At 57.4% G+C, this 14,304-nt stretch carries 12 protein-coding genes and 2 tRNA genes; 5 read left to right on the forward strand and 9 right to left on the reverse strand.

The genetic code is table 11. The annotated features are described in order from the left end of the window. Nucleotides 1-113: 113 nt before the first annotated feature. Together ABF979_RS00445 and guaA are read right to left on the reverse strand one after the other, a co-directional pair. Nucleotides 114-1,640 (reverse strand): M81 family metallopeptidase, encoded by a 1,527-nt coding sequence (locus tag ABF979_RS00445; RefSeq protein WP_415557535.1) that lies wholly within the window; start codon nt 1,638-1,640, stop codon nt 114-116. A 388-nt stretch (nt 1,641-2,028) separates the two neighbouring features. Then, the gene (gene guaA / locus ABF979_RS00450; protein WP_415557300.1) at nt 2,029-3,651 is read right to left on the reverse strand and encodes a glutamine-hydrolyzing GMP synthase; all 1,623 of its coding nucleotides are present in this window, start codon (nt 3,649-3,651) and stop codon (nt 2,029-2,031) included. A 75-nt stretch (nt 3,652-3,726) separates the two neighbouring features. Here guaA and ABF979_RS00455 point away from each other — a divergent pair, with 75 nt between their 5' ends. From ABF979_RS00455 to ABF979_RS00465, 3 genes are all read left to right on the forward strand, one after another. Then, complete coding sequence (locus tag ABF979_RS00455; RefSeq protein WP_202206619.1) at nt 3,727-4,101, forward strand: hypothetical protein; 375 nt, start codon at nt 3,727-3,729, stop codon at nt 4,099-4,101. A gap of 63 nt (nt 4,102-4,164) precedes the next feature. After that, nucleotides 4,165-4,241 (forward strand) — tRNA-Arg (locus ABF979_RS00460). Nucleotides 4,242-4,276: 35 nt separating this feature from the next. Then, nucleotides 4,277-4,353 (forward strand) — tRNA-Arg (locus ABF979_RS00465). Nucleotides 4,354-4,373: 20 nt separating this feature from the next. Here the strand turns inward: ABF979_RS00465 and ABF979_RS00470 are convergent. From ABF979_RS00470 to ABF979_RS00480, 3 genes are read right to left on the reverse strand one after another with little or no spacing between them, the layout of a single operon-like run. Continuing rightward, nucleotides 4,374-4,883: a response regulator gene (locus ABF979_RS00470; protein ID WP_415557301.1), complete on the reverse strand. Its 510-nt coding sequence runs from the start codon at nt 4,881-4,883 to the stop codon at nt 4,374-4,376. Between the two features lie 43 nt (nt 4,884-4,926). Continuing rightward, the gene (locus ABF979_RS00475) at nt 4,927-5,619 is read right to left on the reverse strand and encodes a trypsin-like serine peptidase (RefSeq protein ID WP_415557302.1); all 693 of its coding nucleotides are present in this window, start codon (nt 5,617-5,619) and stop codon (nt 4,927-4,929) included. Next, nucleotides 5,616-6,008: a cytidine deaminase gene (locus tag ABF979_RS00480; RefSeq protein ID WP_415557303.1), complete on the reverse strand. Its 393-nt coding sequence runs from the start codon at nt 6,006-6,008 to the stop codon at nt 5,616-5,618. The genes ABF979_RS00475 and ABF979_RS00480 overlap by 4 nt, the downstream gene beginning before the upstream one ends. A gap of 68 nt (nt 6,009-6,076) precedes the next feature. On the opposite strand from ABF979_RS00480, the gene lysA reads away from it, so the two are divergent. Together lysA and ABF979_RS00490 are read left to right on the forward strand one after the other, a co-directional pair. After that, on the forward strand, nt 6,077-7,408 hold the full coding sequence (lysA, locus tag ABF979_RS00485; RefSeq protein WP_215748842.1) for a diaminopimelate decarboxylase: 1,332 nt from the start codon (nt 6,077-6,079) through the stop codon (nt 7,406-7,408). Then, nucleotides 7,401-10,082, forward strand: a complete 2,682-nt coding sequence (locus ABF979_RS00490; RefSeq protein ID WP_415557304.1) for a DUF4175 domain-containing protein — start codon at nt 7,401-7,403, stop codon at nt 10,080-10,082. The genes lysA and ABF979_RS00490 overlap by 8 nt, the downstream gene beginning before the upstream one ends. 66 nt (nt 10,083-10,148) lie before the next feature. On the opposite strand, the gene ABF979_RS00495 is transcribed toward ABF979_RS00490, so the two are convergent. The 4 genes from ABF979_RS00495 to ABF979_RS00510 form a co-directional block, all read right to left on the reverse strand. Beyond that, on the reverse strand, nt 10,149-10,835 hold the full coding sequence (locus tag ABF979_RS00495; RefSeq protein WP_415557305.1) for an HAD family acid phosphatase: 687 nt from the start codon (nt 10,833-10,835) through the stop codon (nt 10,149-10,151). Then, entirely contained in the window at nt 10,832-11,974 is a 1,143-nt protein-coding gene (locus ABF979_RS00500; protein WP_415557306.1) for an MFS transporter, read from the reverse strand. Before ABF979_RS00500 ends, ABF979_RS00495 begins: the two co-directional genes overlap by 4 nt. Nucleotides 11,975-12,052: 78 nt before the next feature. Further along, nucleotides 12,053-12,817, reverse strand: a complete 765-nt coding sequence (locus ABF979_RS00505; RefSeq protein ID WP_415557308.1) for a CDP-diacylglycerol diphosphatase — start codon at nt 12,815-12,817, stop codon at nt 12,053-12,055. An 8-nt stretch (nt 12,818-12,825) separates the two neighbouring features. After that, entirely contained in the window at nt 12,826-14,304 is a 1,479-nt protein-coding gene (locus ABF979_RS00510; RefSeq protein WP_046899624.1) for a Ppx/GppA family phosphatase, read from the reverse strand.

Consider the following 14,304-nt stretch of genomic DNA (forward strand, 5'->3'; position numbering starts at 1 on the left):
TTGTAGGTAGAGATTAACGAGGGGTTTGTCCGCCTTTAAGGCCCCCTTCAGTTACCGGAGACCTAGATTTTCTGCCGACCAGAAGGCAAATCGGCCTACGCTATCCCTGCCTTCTAGTTGCGATGAATTCGAGCCGACACATAAGGTTCCGGGGTATATGTCAAGTCAGGAACCCAAGGCCATGTCGGTTTACGGCGATGATTACCGATATTGACGATATCCTGATTGATAGCCCCCGGCGAGAGCGCCATGAGCGCCGGATTGGCCAGCGGTTTCATGGTTGGGTTCAGATACCCGCATTTCAGAACGACAATACTGAAATTGGTTGGCTCCAGCCCTATATCCCGGAATGCTTCCGCCGAATGATACAGACGCCGCCGAGCAGAAAGCGTCGCCGTAATACCATTGAATTCAATGACGGCTTCGCCTTCATCAGGATGCGAGACCGGTGTCAGATGCTTCACAGTCGCGCGGACATGCACAGGCTTGCACATCACGGGGTCCAAAGTCGCGCCGATAGATAACGGAAGAACTGCGCCAACACCCGCTTTGTAACACGCATCCGTTGCAGGCCGGTCCGTCATGCCACCCAGCAAGACATTCTTCGCGCCTGCCTTTAGGAGTGCCTGAAGGAAAAAGGTCTGGTCAGAGTTGCCGCCACCGCCCGGATTATCTCCGGAATCCGAAATGACCACGGGATGCGTTTTTGACGACATCGCCCGGCTGAGACACTCATCGATCGTCCCGGTTGGTGTGCCGAAATGAAAGTCGTGTCGCGCGTCCCAGTACCGCTGAGCCAGTTCCGTAGCGATACGCTTCTGCTCTTCGACGTTCGTACCTGTGACAACCACGGACGCAGCCGAACGGGGCTCATCAGCCCAGACATATCCAACCAATTGGGAAACATCGAGAATACCTGGCAGCCGATTGTATTCCGCCAGATCCGCCCACAGGCGACGGCCCGGCTCCCATTCTGTGCTGCTCTGTTCACCCGGAAGCAGCGCCGGTATGCTGGCCCACACAATTCCGGGGCGCAGGCCGTAGCGCAAACAATGCGTAAGCATATCCGTAGCCCGCATGACATTCTCGATACGATCAACATGCGGCGCCGTGCGGTATGCCGTCAGAGCATCCAGCGTATCGACACTGCGCTGACTGAGATTGCCGTGAAGATCGTAATAGGCGGACAACAGGCAATCCGGCCCGACGACAGACCGCGTTGCCGCATACCAGTCTCCCTCCGCATCATCCATGCCTTCGACACTCAGGGCACCGTGCATGGCCAGGTAAACACCGTCCAGCGGTAAGAGCTTGCGCAGACGCTCAAGATATTCTGCTTTCAAAGCTTCATACGTCTTGCGCTCAACTGGGCCGCCTGGTGGTGCGGATGCTTCCAAGGTCGGCAAGAGGTCAAAATCATAACGATGCAGCGGCTGGGACAGCGGCGCTCCGAAAATTTCGTTGCCTCGGAGCGTGGTGAACTCCGGCATGCGGGAGCGAATACGGCTGTAAGTACTGCATTCTGACGCAATCCCACCCACGGCAATCCGGGGCGTACCTTTGAAAGCTGGTATCAGCCCGGTGCCACGATCTTGGGCATACCCCTGCCCTCGTAACGCCAGTAGCCCGGCTGGAAGCATCTTCAAGATCAGTCTGCGACGCACGTCGTTAGCCCTCGTCCTATTGTCCAGATGTTCAAAAAGCAGGAATTGTCGCAGCTCTCTTAAAGTGGAGGCTCGCCCGGAGTACTCCGATGAAGGGTCCCCTGAGCAAAAAACGGCCCGGCCTTCGAACTGTCACCGTGCCAGACACCGGCAATTCCTCACTTGTTTTGTCCGCCAGAAAATGGCGATGACACGAACATGCGAAAGTCTGAACGAGATCGATATTGTTTTGCTACAAAAACTAATGTCGCAATACGCGTTAAATTGACGCGAGGCGAAACAAATGCCCGCCTTGATGGCAAGATCATAAAAAAGGCCCGTCCCTCTCGGGACAGGCCTTTCCAAATGACAGAGGTTTAGAACCTCATTCCCACTCGATCGTCCCCGGTGGCTTGGACGTAATGTCGTAAGTCACGCGGTTAATGCCACGGACTTCATTGACGATACGACCCGCTACCCGGTTCAGGAATGCAAAGTCGAACGGATAGACTTCGGCTGTCATACCATCCGTGCTGGTCACAGCACGCAGGGCACAGGCTTGGTCGTAGGTCCGGCCATCACCCATGACACCGACGGTACGGACCGGAAGCAGCACGGCAAAAGCCTGCCAAATGGCATCGTACAGGCCGGCATTGCGGATTTCTTCCAGGTAGATCGCATCCACCTTCCGCAGAAGATCCAGCTTTTCCTTGTCGATCTCACCTGGAATACGAATAGCAAGCCCCGGCCCCGGGAACGGATGACGTCCCACGATATGTTCCGGGATGCCAAGTTCACGCCCCAGTTCACGAACTTCGTCCTTAAACAGTTCGCGAAGAGGCTCGACCAGCTGCATGTTCATGCGATCCGGCAAGCCGCCAACGTTATGATGGGACTTGATGGTAACAGACGGGCCACCCGTGAAGCTGACGCTTTCAATCACGTCTGGGTAGAGCGTGCCCTGAGCAAGGAACTGCGCACCACCAAGCTTTGCAGCTTCTTCCTCGAACACTTCGATGAAGAGACGGCCGATGGTCTTACGCTTGATTTCCGGATCCTTGACGCCTGCCAGTTCACCAAGAAACAGGTCAGATGCGTCGCGGTGAACCAGACGGATGTTGAAGCGACCACGGAATGTCTTGACGACTTCGTCGGCTTCACCGGAACGCAGGATGCCCGGATCAACGAAAATACAGGTCAGCTGGTCGCCAATAGCATCGTGAATCAGCTTCGCAGCCACGGAGCTATCCACACCGCCGGACAGACCACAGATGACGCGCCCATCCCCAACCTGCTTACGGATACGGGCGATTTCCAGCTCACGGAAGCCAGCCATCGTCCACGTCCCGGTGCAACCAGCAACATTATGCGTGAAGTTGCGGATCAGGGCAGCACCATGGGGCGTATGCACGACTTCCGGGTGGAACTGCACGCCATACAGCCGCCGACCTTCATCAGCGATGATCGCAAACGGAGCACCTTCCGAATAGGCAACAGCGCGGAAGCCCGGCGGAAGCTGCGTGACGCGATCGCCATGGCTCATCCAGACCTGCTCGCGCTTACCACGAGCCCAGACGCCACGGAACAGAGCGCAATCTTCAGCGATGTCGATATAGGCGCGACCGAATTCACGATGTTCGTGCGTTTCGACCTTGCCGCCCAGCTTCTGGCACATGGCCTGCTGGCCATAGCAGATGCCAAGAACCGGACGGTTCAGTGAGAAGACGATTTCCGGAATCGCCGGAGCATTTTCGTCATGAACGCTGGCTGGGCTGCCAGACAGAATGATACCGCGCGGATTGAATTCACGGATCTTCTCATCCATCGCCGTGAACGGCCAGATCTCACAGTAAACACCGCTCTCACGCACACGGCGGGCGATGAGCTGCGTTACCTGGCTGCCGAAATCCAGAATGAGGATACGGTCTTCGTGAAGTGTTTCGTCGAGTTTCGCGACGGTGCTGGCGTCCTGCTGGGTCAATGTGATGGCCTCGCGTTCCGTGTTCATGGTGCCTTTTGATGCTCTCCTATAAGGTGTTGTGTCGTCTGCGTCATCCATTCTGCATCACAGGACAGGCACAACATGCGTCCGATTGCTCTTTTTTCTCTTTCTGCCATGGCTTTTCTGGCAGCCTGCGCCACTCCTGACCCTGGAAATGATCCCTCAGGACGGTGGGTAGGCGCACTCGTCACGGATCAAGGCTCCTGCCCGACCGAACGCACGTCCACGCTCGAAATCCGCGGACGAAAAATCGTTTTTACACCGGGAGACGGCTCTGAGGTTCTCGTGGGAACCTATCAACCTGGCGCACATCACTATCATGCGGAACTTGCCAGCAAGGACATGAATGGCCACCAGACTGCACTGGTTTTTAACGGATATCCCGTTGGCCAGGCGATTGGCGGCACTTTCGGTTCCAGCGCCTGTCGAGCCCACATCACCATGACAAGAAAGTAGAAATTAATTTTCGGAGGGGGGTTGTCAGGTTTTAAAACCGCCTGTAAAACCCCGCCTCAAGACGCACCCGTAGCTCAACTGGATAGAGCACCAGACTACGAATCTGGGGGTTAGAGGTTCAAGTCCTTTCGGGTGCACCAGTCTTCTCCTGATGAAGACTTTATACAATGTGTCCGCACCCGTAGCTCAACTGGATAGAGCACCAGACTACGAATCTGGGGGTTAGAGGTTCAAGTCCTTTCGGGTGCACCACACGACATCTTCATAAAAAATCAGTGCTGCAACGCCTTAAGAGCGCGATAGACGTCTTCCCATTCGTATGGCTTGGGAAGGAACATCGCCTTGTTTGGTAGAGGCCGCTTTTCCTGAAGATAAGCACCAGAGGTCAGCACAACACCGATCTGCGGCCAACGAGCGCCAACCGTTTCAGCCAGATCCAGTCCATTGATCCGTCCGGGCATGTTCACATCCGAAAAGACGAGATCGACTGTCTCACCTTTGGAAAGAATATCCATCGCCTCATCGGCAGTGGCAGCAAGAATCGGGTTATAGCCAGCGTCTTCAAGCATATCCGCAGCCAGAAAGCGCAACAGGGCCTGGTCTTCAACCACCAGAACATTCTTGCGATGCGTAAGATAGGCGTTGCTCGCATGCATGCCACGAGACTGCCCGACAGACGCCGTTCCTTTCCCTGCCATGACATACATAAAGTGCCCCTTTCCGGACCGAATAAAAAGCGGGAACATCACGAATGATGTTTCCCGACCCTTCAAACGCGTCATGCAGGCGATGTTTGCAGAATTATGAAAATTCTTCTGCGATCAACTAGGGAACGAGCGGAGCAGCCAACCCACCCGGCCCCACATCTGCCGCGACAGCAAGCCCGCCGATACCCCACGTTCCGTCAGACTTTTGAAGCAGAAGCGGAGCGCCGCTCACTCCTTTTGTCGCCTCGCAATCGTGATGGACAAGGCCACTGACTGTCACTCCATTGATATGACAGTCCAGATCACCGAATGGCACTTCATTCCTATCTTGCGAATACCCAACCAGCATTGCCCTTGCGCCATCCTGCACAGGAATCGCCGGGAGAAGATCCCGCGTCGCGATGACTGGTTCCGACAGCAACAGTGTTGCCCGATCACTGGCCCCGGTAGCAGATTCGTTTTTCGGGTCGTATCCGGGTGGGATAATGAATCGCACAACATGAGCATGTTGGCGGTATGAGCCCCGCGAGTATCCCATCAGCACATGAACATCGCCTGGTCGTATATAAGTGTGCGTTTTCGGCAGCCAGAGACAGTGAGCTGCCGTCATGACCACATTGGGAGCAACGGCAAAACCCGTACATTTAACGCCGAGTTCAGTCTGTACACGCCCCAAAATTCGCCAGGGCGCCGCACGGACGTCAATCAGTTCACGTCTGGCCCCGTCCCCAAGACCGGGCAGAGACGGAAGAGGCTGCGCACAGACCGTTCCTACCACCAGCAGTCCCAGAAAACAGGGCCAGTATTTCATTCCAGATTGTCCGGACCGAATGCGTCAGGCAGCAATTCCGCGAGGGTACGTGTCAGGAGCAAAGTTCCTGCGGGCGAAATCATGTGCACTTTCAGATCAGGCAGGCCGAATTCACGGAGTTTCTGCCGACACCCACCGCATGGTGTGCAGGGCTGATCTCCACCCCCCACAATTACGATTTCCTCAATGCGCCTGCCCCCAGCAAGAATCATGGCCGAAATGGCCCCGCCTTCAGCACAGGTTCCAAGCGGATAGGCTGCATTTTCGACATTGCAGCCTGAATGAACCACGCTTTCACAGCGCAGGGCCGCGCCAACCTGAAAGCGGGAGTACGGCGCATAGGCCCGGGATCGGGCTTCAAGAGCCCGGGAGATCAGTTCTTCCATCATAATTCAGACACTAGCGCCTGTGTGAACAGCTTGGAACATCCAAGCGTCCACGATACGGTAGGAAGATCATGAATGCTCTCTCTTCCGAACCCACGCTCAACGACCTTCTGACAAGCCGCCCTCCTCTGGAGGTCAATGCGCGCGATGGTCTTCTTTTCGAAGGCGTGCCTCTGCATGTCATCGCCGCCGTAGCAGGAACCCCCTGCTGGATCACGGGAGCAGGCACACTGCGCCGCCGGGCAAACGCGCTCAAAGCTGCGTTTGAATCTCGCAGGTTGCCGGTGCATTTCCATTTCGCGATGAAATCACAGGATCATCAAGCCACACTGACGATCCTCCGCGAATGTGGCTATGGCGTCGACATCGTGAGCGGTGGAGAGATGACCCGCGCGCTACATGCCGGGATCAAGCCGGATGGAATCGTCTTTTCAGGCGTCGGGAAATCGGATCTTGAACTTCGCGCCGCAGTGGAACACGGCATCCGGCAGATCAATGTCGAGAGCGTGGAAGAGCTTTATCGCCTGAACGATATTGCACGGGCCTGTGGCAAGGTTGCTCCGGCGGCACTCCGCGTGAACCCGGATGTCGACGCACAGACGCATGACAAGATCAGCACTGGCCGCGCAGGAGACAAGTTCGGGATTGAGCACCGCCGTGCGGTCGAACTGTACGCCGAAGCCTCGGCTTTGGAGCATGTGGAGCTTGTCGGTCTGGCAGTTCATCTCGGCAGTCAGATGCTGACGGCTGAGCCCTTCCGCCAGGGTTATTCCCGTCTGGCCGATATGGTTCGGGAAATTCGTGCCCTAGGGCATACCGTCAAAACAGTGGACTGTGGCGGCGGCCTAGGCATTCGCTATCAGGACGAAATCGCTCCACCACCGGAAATGCTGGCCGGTGTCATTGCCGAAACACTTGGAGACCTTGGGGTAGAGCTCAGCATTGAGCCCGGCCGCTGGCTTTCCGCACCGACCGGAATTCTGCTGTCCCGTGTGATCGAAACAAAAGCGGGCAATCCGGATTTCGTCGTGATCGACGCGGCAATGAACGATCTCGCCCGTCCTGCGCTTTATGATTCTTGGCACGGTATTTTGCCCGTCGCTCCGGCGGCATTCAACGATTCACTCAAGCCGTGGGACGTGGTGGGGCCAGTCTGTGAAAGCAGCGATATCTTTGCCAAGGACCGGGTTCTGCCCGCTTCCCTGAAGCGCGGAGATCTTGTGGCCCTTCTGGATACGGGAGCGTACGGATCCGTCATGAGTTCGACCTATAATTCCCGGCCTTTTGCTGCGCAGGTTCTGGTCGATAATGGTCGCTGGGAGATCATTCGCCAGCGCCAGAGCGTCGAAGACCTGATCGCCGCAGAAACTATTCCGGACTGGCTCCTGCCCGCCCATGGCTGATTCGTTTGCCGCAGCAGCTCGCCTAGCTTCCGTCCGCCGTCGCGCTCGACGCGTTCTGTGGTGGGAACACGCCTGGCCAGCTCTGCGCTGGTCTTTGCTTCTTGCGGCATTCTACCTGCTGGCCTGTCTGGCCCGCATCCCCCAGTCCCTGCCTGACTGGTTACACGCTCTTTTCGAGCTCACAGTCTTAGGAACTGCCTTCTGGCTGGGCGTCAAAGGCCTACGCGCTATTCCGCAGCCTACGGATGCTCAGGTTGATCGCCGGATCGAGCGCGACTCTCATCTGGCTTATCAGCCCCTTCTGACCTTGGCAGACCGCCCCGCCTACGCAGCAGATGGCGAACAAGGCGCCATCTGGACGCAGCACGTTCAGCGTGTGGTTTCTTCTCTGGGGCCGCTTAAGGTCAGCCTGCCAAAGCCAGACGTCACGACGCAGGAAAAACTGGGGCTTATCTCTGTCGCCGCAGCCCTGGCCATTGCGGCCATTCTGAGCGGATCACACTCCCAGTCCCGCTTGCACGCTGGCCTTGTCCCCGGTGTCGATGACGACAGTATTCCGCTCCCGTCCGTTCAGGCCTGGATCGACCGACCATCCTACGCTCCCGGCGCGCCAGTGTTTCTGTCGCAAACCCAGCAGGGCAATCCCATCCACGTTCCTCAGGGCGCCATTCTGAACGCGACCATCACAGGCACATCCGGGCGTCCGGTTCTTCGGGGGGCGACGTCCATCAGTCATGACCGTCTGGACGAACAAAGCTGGAGCGAAAAAGCGACGTTGCAGCAGACCGGCACTGTCACGCTAAAAGCCCGCGGCCGCACGCTGGGTTCATGGCGCGTGGACGTCGAGCCGGACCTGCCCCCAGTAGTAGCCTGGGACGGAAAACCCGCTCCCCAGAAAGATGACTGGCGCACCAGCCTTCCCTGGCACGTTCAGCAGACTTATGGCGTAGCCTCTTTGGAAGCGGAAATCCGACTGCCTGACCTGCCCAAAGGCCGCGTCGTGCGTGTTCCAGTACCACTGAATGGACACCCCAAAGATGCAAAGGGAGAAGCACGCCCGGATCTGTCTTCGGACGCGTTTGCCGGAATGGAAGTCGAAGGCCGCCTTCATGCCGTTAGTGTCTCCGGCCGGGAAAACCACAGTGCTTTTGTGCGCTTCCACCTAGGCTCCCGGAAGTTTTCGGACCCATTGGCACGAGCCATTGTCGCATTGCGCCGCCGGTTGATGCTGGGACAAGAACGCCCGCAGCAGGCGGCAGACGAACTGAAGCTCCTGACGCAGACAACGGATATCCTCGCCCTCCTCGCCCCACTTGGCCTCTATATTGCTTCCTTGGAGCCCAATGCTCCTGAAGGAGCGGCGGAACAGGTGCCGGGGCAGCTTTGGGCACTGGCTCTGTATCTTGATGATCTCCGCCGGGACGGGCCGGAAATTGCGGATGCAGCCGCGGCCGTCCGTGCAGCACAGCAGAGTGTTCAGCAACAGCTCGATCACATGCAGTCTCTGGGAGATAAAGGCCATACTCTGGCTGAACAGGAAGAACTTCAGAAGCGTACGAAAGCTCTCAAGGATGCCCTTAACCACCGCATGCAGCTTCTTTTTCAGAAGGCAGCCCAGAGCGGCATTATGATGCCGCAATCTGGCACAAGCTCTGCTGATCCATGGTCAGATCAGATGCAGCGCCTTCAGAATGAAGCATCGCAGGGGCATGGGGATGAAGCATTACGTAAACTCCAGCAGATGGAAGACATGGCCGAGCATATGCGTCAGGCCACGCCGGAAGATCTGAAAGCCCTCGCGGCTCAGATGAAGGCTCAGGAAGAAGCACGCGCGCAACGTGCCGCCCTTCATGATCTGGTTCATCGGGAAACGACCCTGCTGGATCATGCACAGGCCCGTTTGTCTGCCGCCCGCAAGGCCGCTCTGCCGCCTGATCAGCAGGACGGGCATGAAGACATCAGCCAGATGTCCACAGCCGATTTGCTGCGCCAGCTTGGAATGCAGCCTCCGCCAAATATGGAACAGTCAGCATCTCCTAAACCCGCAGCGCCTGTTGATCCCGCGACAGTTGCTGTGCAATCTCCTGAGCGCCGCGCAGATCATGCCTTTCAGCGTGCACTGTCTCGTGTCGATGAAATTCTTGGCCGGCGGGTAAAGGACCTGACAGGCAAGCCCGCCACTGCGTTCGACAAGGCAAAAGCGGATATGCAAGATGCTCGCAAGGCCTTGGCAGACCGCAAGGATGATCAGGCACTTACGGCAGAACAGAAGGCTCTCGCAGATCTGTCTGAGGCCGGAAAGCAGATGCGCCAAAGCCAGAAGTCCGGCGGGTCTGGTCAGGGTAAAGGCGGAAGCCTGAGTTTCATCCCATCCATGGGCGGTGGTGGCTCCGGGCAACAGCAGCATGGCAAGGCTGGACAGCAGGGCGACGGAGGCGATCAGCCTGACGCCGGAGATGACGACGACGGGGACGAAGACCGCAAGGATCAGGATCCACTGGGCCGCAAGCTCGGCGAAGGCCAGAGCGGCAAAGATTCGGACGCCCACATCCCTGATCGTAACGCCCGTGACAGGGCGCGGGACATCGAACGTGAGCTACGTCGTCGCGCTTCCGACAGAACTCGCCCTCAGGGTGAACTGGACTATCTGGAACGTCTTCTAAAGTCGTTTTGAGGCCACAAAAAAAGGTGCTCAGGATTTTCTCCTGAGCACCTTTTTTATACCGACAACAGATATGTCTCAGGGAACGCGATAAAACGGGTTGGGGAGAAGAAAGCCCTTCTCTGCATGTCCGTCCGCAAGATCAGAAGGCTGATCTCCCAGACTTGCAATGATCGTATACCCCTTAGCCTCGATAGCAGCGCGTGCCGGTGCCTTATAGTGCGCCGCATACCCATGAGATGTCATTGGACGCAGATCCAGCCCGTCCCAATGCTTAATTCCAGCCAGATGAAGATTGCGTGCGGTTGCTTCACGCTCATCTTCATGACGGCCAGTGATGAAGAACACAGCGACATGATTCCGCTCGGCTTCATCAATCAGGGCCAGCGTGGAAGCGAACGCCGGAGCACGTCCGCTCTTTTCCCAGGCAATCGCACCACAAGGACCTTTTGGCAGCGCGTCACAGGGACCATTGGCAATATAACCAAAGTTGTCTGCACGGATCTCGTCCCAATTGGAGAGTGTCGTCTCATCAATATCGAGAACAATAGCCGGCTTGCGCACCTGAGGCGCTCGCTCGGATATCCAATGACGAGCCTGTGCGATCACCGTGTCGAAATCGTGCTGGTAATCACCACTATCGTGATACGCGCTGGCAGCCATGACAGCGTCACCAACGTTGGCAGGCTGCTCGGCGTAGGCCGCAAGTGGCGTGAGAGCCGCACTGAAGAAAAGCCCGGTGGCGAGCAGAAAGGAACGGGTCATGGCGGGGCCACCTTTCGCGAAAAGAGAACAAGACCGACCCCAACCAGGGCCAGAGCCGTTCCGATAACGGAAACACCGGGATAACCCAACCCCATGGACAAGGCGACCCCTCCTAAAGCGGCACCAAGCGCATTTCCAAGGTTGAAGGCACCAATATTAACCGAGGATGCCAGGGCGGGTGCATCGTGAGCCGCCTGCATGACGCGCATCTGAAGAGCAGGCATCAGCGCGAATGTCGCTGCGCCCCAGACAAGAGTTGCGATCAGCGCACCCGGCACGGTTTGAGCCACCCAGGGGAAGAGCAGCATGACGGCCCCTAGAATGGGGAAAAACATGAGCAGACTGCCATCCAGAGAGCGGTCTGCGCTGCGACCACCAATCGCATTTCCGATTGAGAAGCCGACACCAGTCAGCATCAGCGCAACCGTAATGACCAGCGGGCTTGCATGCGTGATGTGCTGAAGAATAGGCGTGATGTACGTGTAGAGCACGAACATGGCCCCTGCCCCGATAGCCGTTGTGGTCAAAGCGAGAAGAACATTCGCCCTCAGCAACGCCTTGAGTTCACTTGCAACGTCTGGAACAGGGCCTGCCTCTCGAGCGGGAAGAGCAAGTTGCACGGCAATCATGGTCAGAACGCCCAAAATAGCCGTCACACCAAAGGCCATGTGCCAGCCGAAATTCATACCCAGCCACGTTGCGGCAGGCACGCCAACGATATTGGCGACTGTCAAACCCATGAACATGGTCGCAACTGCACTCGCCCGGCGCTCTGGTGCAACAACGGCAGACGCTTCTACAGCGCCCAGCCCGAAGAATGCGCCATGTGCCAGGCTGGTCAGTACACGAGAAGCAAACAGAAGCTCGTAACTTCCTGCGACGGCAGACAAAAGATTACCTGCAACGTACAGCCCCATCAGGAGTGTCAGGGCGAATTTCCGGCGAAGTCTTGCGAGAAGAAGAGTAATGAAAGGCGCGCCGACCATCACGCCCACAGCGTAAGCCGTTACAAGCCCGCCCGCTTTCGGGACGGTAACCTGAAGGCCCTGCGCAATGACAGGCAAAAGACCCATCGGAGTGAATTCGGTGGTTCCGATGGCGAACGCGCCCACGGCCAGCGCCAATAAAGGCCAGTTCACGGGCAATCTCCGGGATTAACAAGTGTTCGAGGATGATCGAACCATGCCAGTCCCGGAGACATAGAACAAGATGAAGGGTTACATCATCCCGTTCATGTGCATGCCCGGCTCCATGCCGTCCATATGCATGCTCTTGTGTTTCGGATCATCAATCTTGCACTTGTGATCCTGAACTTCCTCACCAGATGCACGGTCCAGAGCATGAGCGACATCGTCGAGAATGACGAAGCCACCATGATGACCCGGTGTCACCACGATCGTATGATCGCCCATATTCTCCGCACCAATCAGCCGGAAAGGCGACTGATCAAGCGTCTGCACCAGCTTGGCCCGGTATGGATGACCGTAAAGGGAGACCGGGGTCCAGTCCTCACCAATCATGTTCTTGTCGATTTCCCCACGGACGTAGGGCGTCAGACAATCGATATGGATATGAAGCTGGTCCTGCGTCCGGCCATCACGAGAATTGATGGTCAGCGAAAGGTGGTCGTCTGGAACGGGAAAACCATACCCTTCCGGGACCCGATGACGTTCGGACCAGGCTTCAGAGAAATAGTTTGGCGTTTCGGGCTGAAGCAGCGAAGGGTCTTCGATGCCTGGCACTTTCCGCGTCGGGATCAGTAGATACTGACCATGCCCATACAAGTCTTTCAGGAGAGCATAGCCGTCCTGCGGGTCATAAACTGCACACGGATGATGCCGGGCATCCTTCGCACAACGGTCCCCTACGAGTTCCCACAACTTGTTACGGTCATGCCCCGGAACCTTGCCACAGCCGACAAGGCCGGCACCAATCGTGAGGGCCGCACACAGTCCTAACGCAGCCTTAGTCCCGATCTTCATTCTCAAACTCATTCTTCCCTTACCTGAGCCTCAAGCTGCATGGCTGCGGCCAATCGTTCAAAGCGTCGACGGACTGCACTTCCTGCTGCACGGACACTCCGTGCACCGAGGATCAGCACAAGCTGAGGTTCTTCCACCAGCAGGCGACATTCTTCCAGCAACACTTCCGTCCCCGCGCACAGCGTATAGGCCAGACGCAGCGCCAGACCCAGCTTCACAGCACGATCAATTTCAGAGCGGGACAGAAGGCGGCGCGAGGGCTCAATCAGTGGGGAGTCCATCGCCACTTCATAACGCACGGCCAGGGTCAGGCCGATAAATGCGCGGGCGGTGTGTTCAAACCCCACGCCGTGACAATGCATCACACGCTGATAGGTCTGTTCAGCACGGTATTCCGGATGATCGTATGATCCGATATCCGAAAGAGTACAGGTCAATTGACGCAAACGTTTCTGGGACGGTGTTTCTCCCCGGAAAATCGGTGTCGTCCAATCCACGAGCGCCTTTGAGAGCGTTACGCTTCGCGCCAGACGGTCCGCCATTTCCTCTGCCAGCGTTGTCATGGGGTCCTCCCCGGCGACAGAAGAGGCGACGTGCCGCATGTACCAGCCTTCCCGCAGGCCATCCACGCTAAAGACCACCTTGGACGGGCGAACACGTTCCATCAGGCATTTGAGAACGACCGCTGCAAAGGGTGCATCACCCAAGCGCTTCCGGGGTGCGTTGGGCAGTTTCTCAAGAGTGCGTTTTGAGGCGCCGATGACCCAATCCGACATCTCGCGTGCTTCACCCTCGGAAAGCGTGAAGAGATGGACAAGATTCAGAGGATACTGCGTCCGTGCGATCTGAAGACGCGCCAAGGCCCGGAATGCGCCGCCAACCAGGTACAACGGACGGCCACTCATCCCCGGAAGCCAGTTGACCTCCTGAAGCATTTCAGAGGCAATCCGCTCAGCTTCCAGCAGAACACCCTTCGCCCGATCCTGAAGACGAATGACGCCAAGCTTGGTTGTCAGGGCTTCGTAATACTGTCCGTCAGCAACATGGATGAGCTCCAGTGAGCCGCCGCCAATATCAGCGACCAGACCATTGGCTTCCGGCAGCCCGCAGAGAACGCCACGGGCCGCATAATCTGCTTCCTCAGTGCCTTCGAGCACACGGATGGCCACACCCGGCATTCTTGCACGGATGGCAGAGACGAAGTCAGGCCCGTTGGAGGCATCACGCACAGCCGCGGTAGCCAGAACCTCGAAAGGCTCGGCTCCCATGGCCCGGGCGACGGTGTGAAACCGGCCCAACACGTCCATCGCCAGGGTAACGCCCTCGTCGTTCAGGCGACCCGTTGCATCCAGACCGCGCCCCAGCTTGAGCGTAACCTTCTCATTGAAGATGGGGAGCGGATTGCGCGCTACGCCTTCAAAAACCACGAGCCGAACGGAGTTGGACCCGAGATCGACGATGGCGGAGCGCTGTGCAGATGATGACAT

Source organism: Gluconobacter sp. (assembly GCF_047723935.1).
Classification (GTDB): domain Bacteria; phylum Pseudomonadota; class Alphaproteobacteria; order Acetobacterales; family Acetobacteraceae; genus Gluconobacter.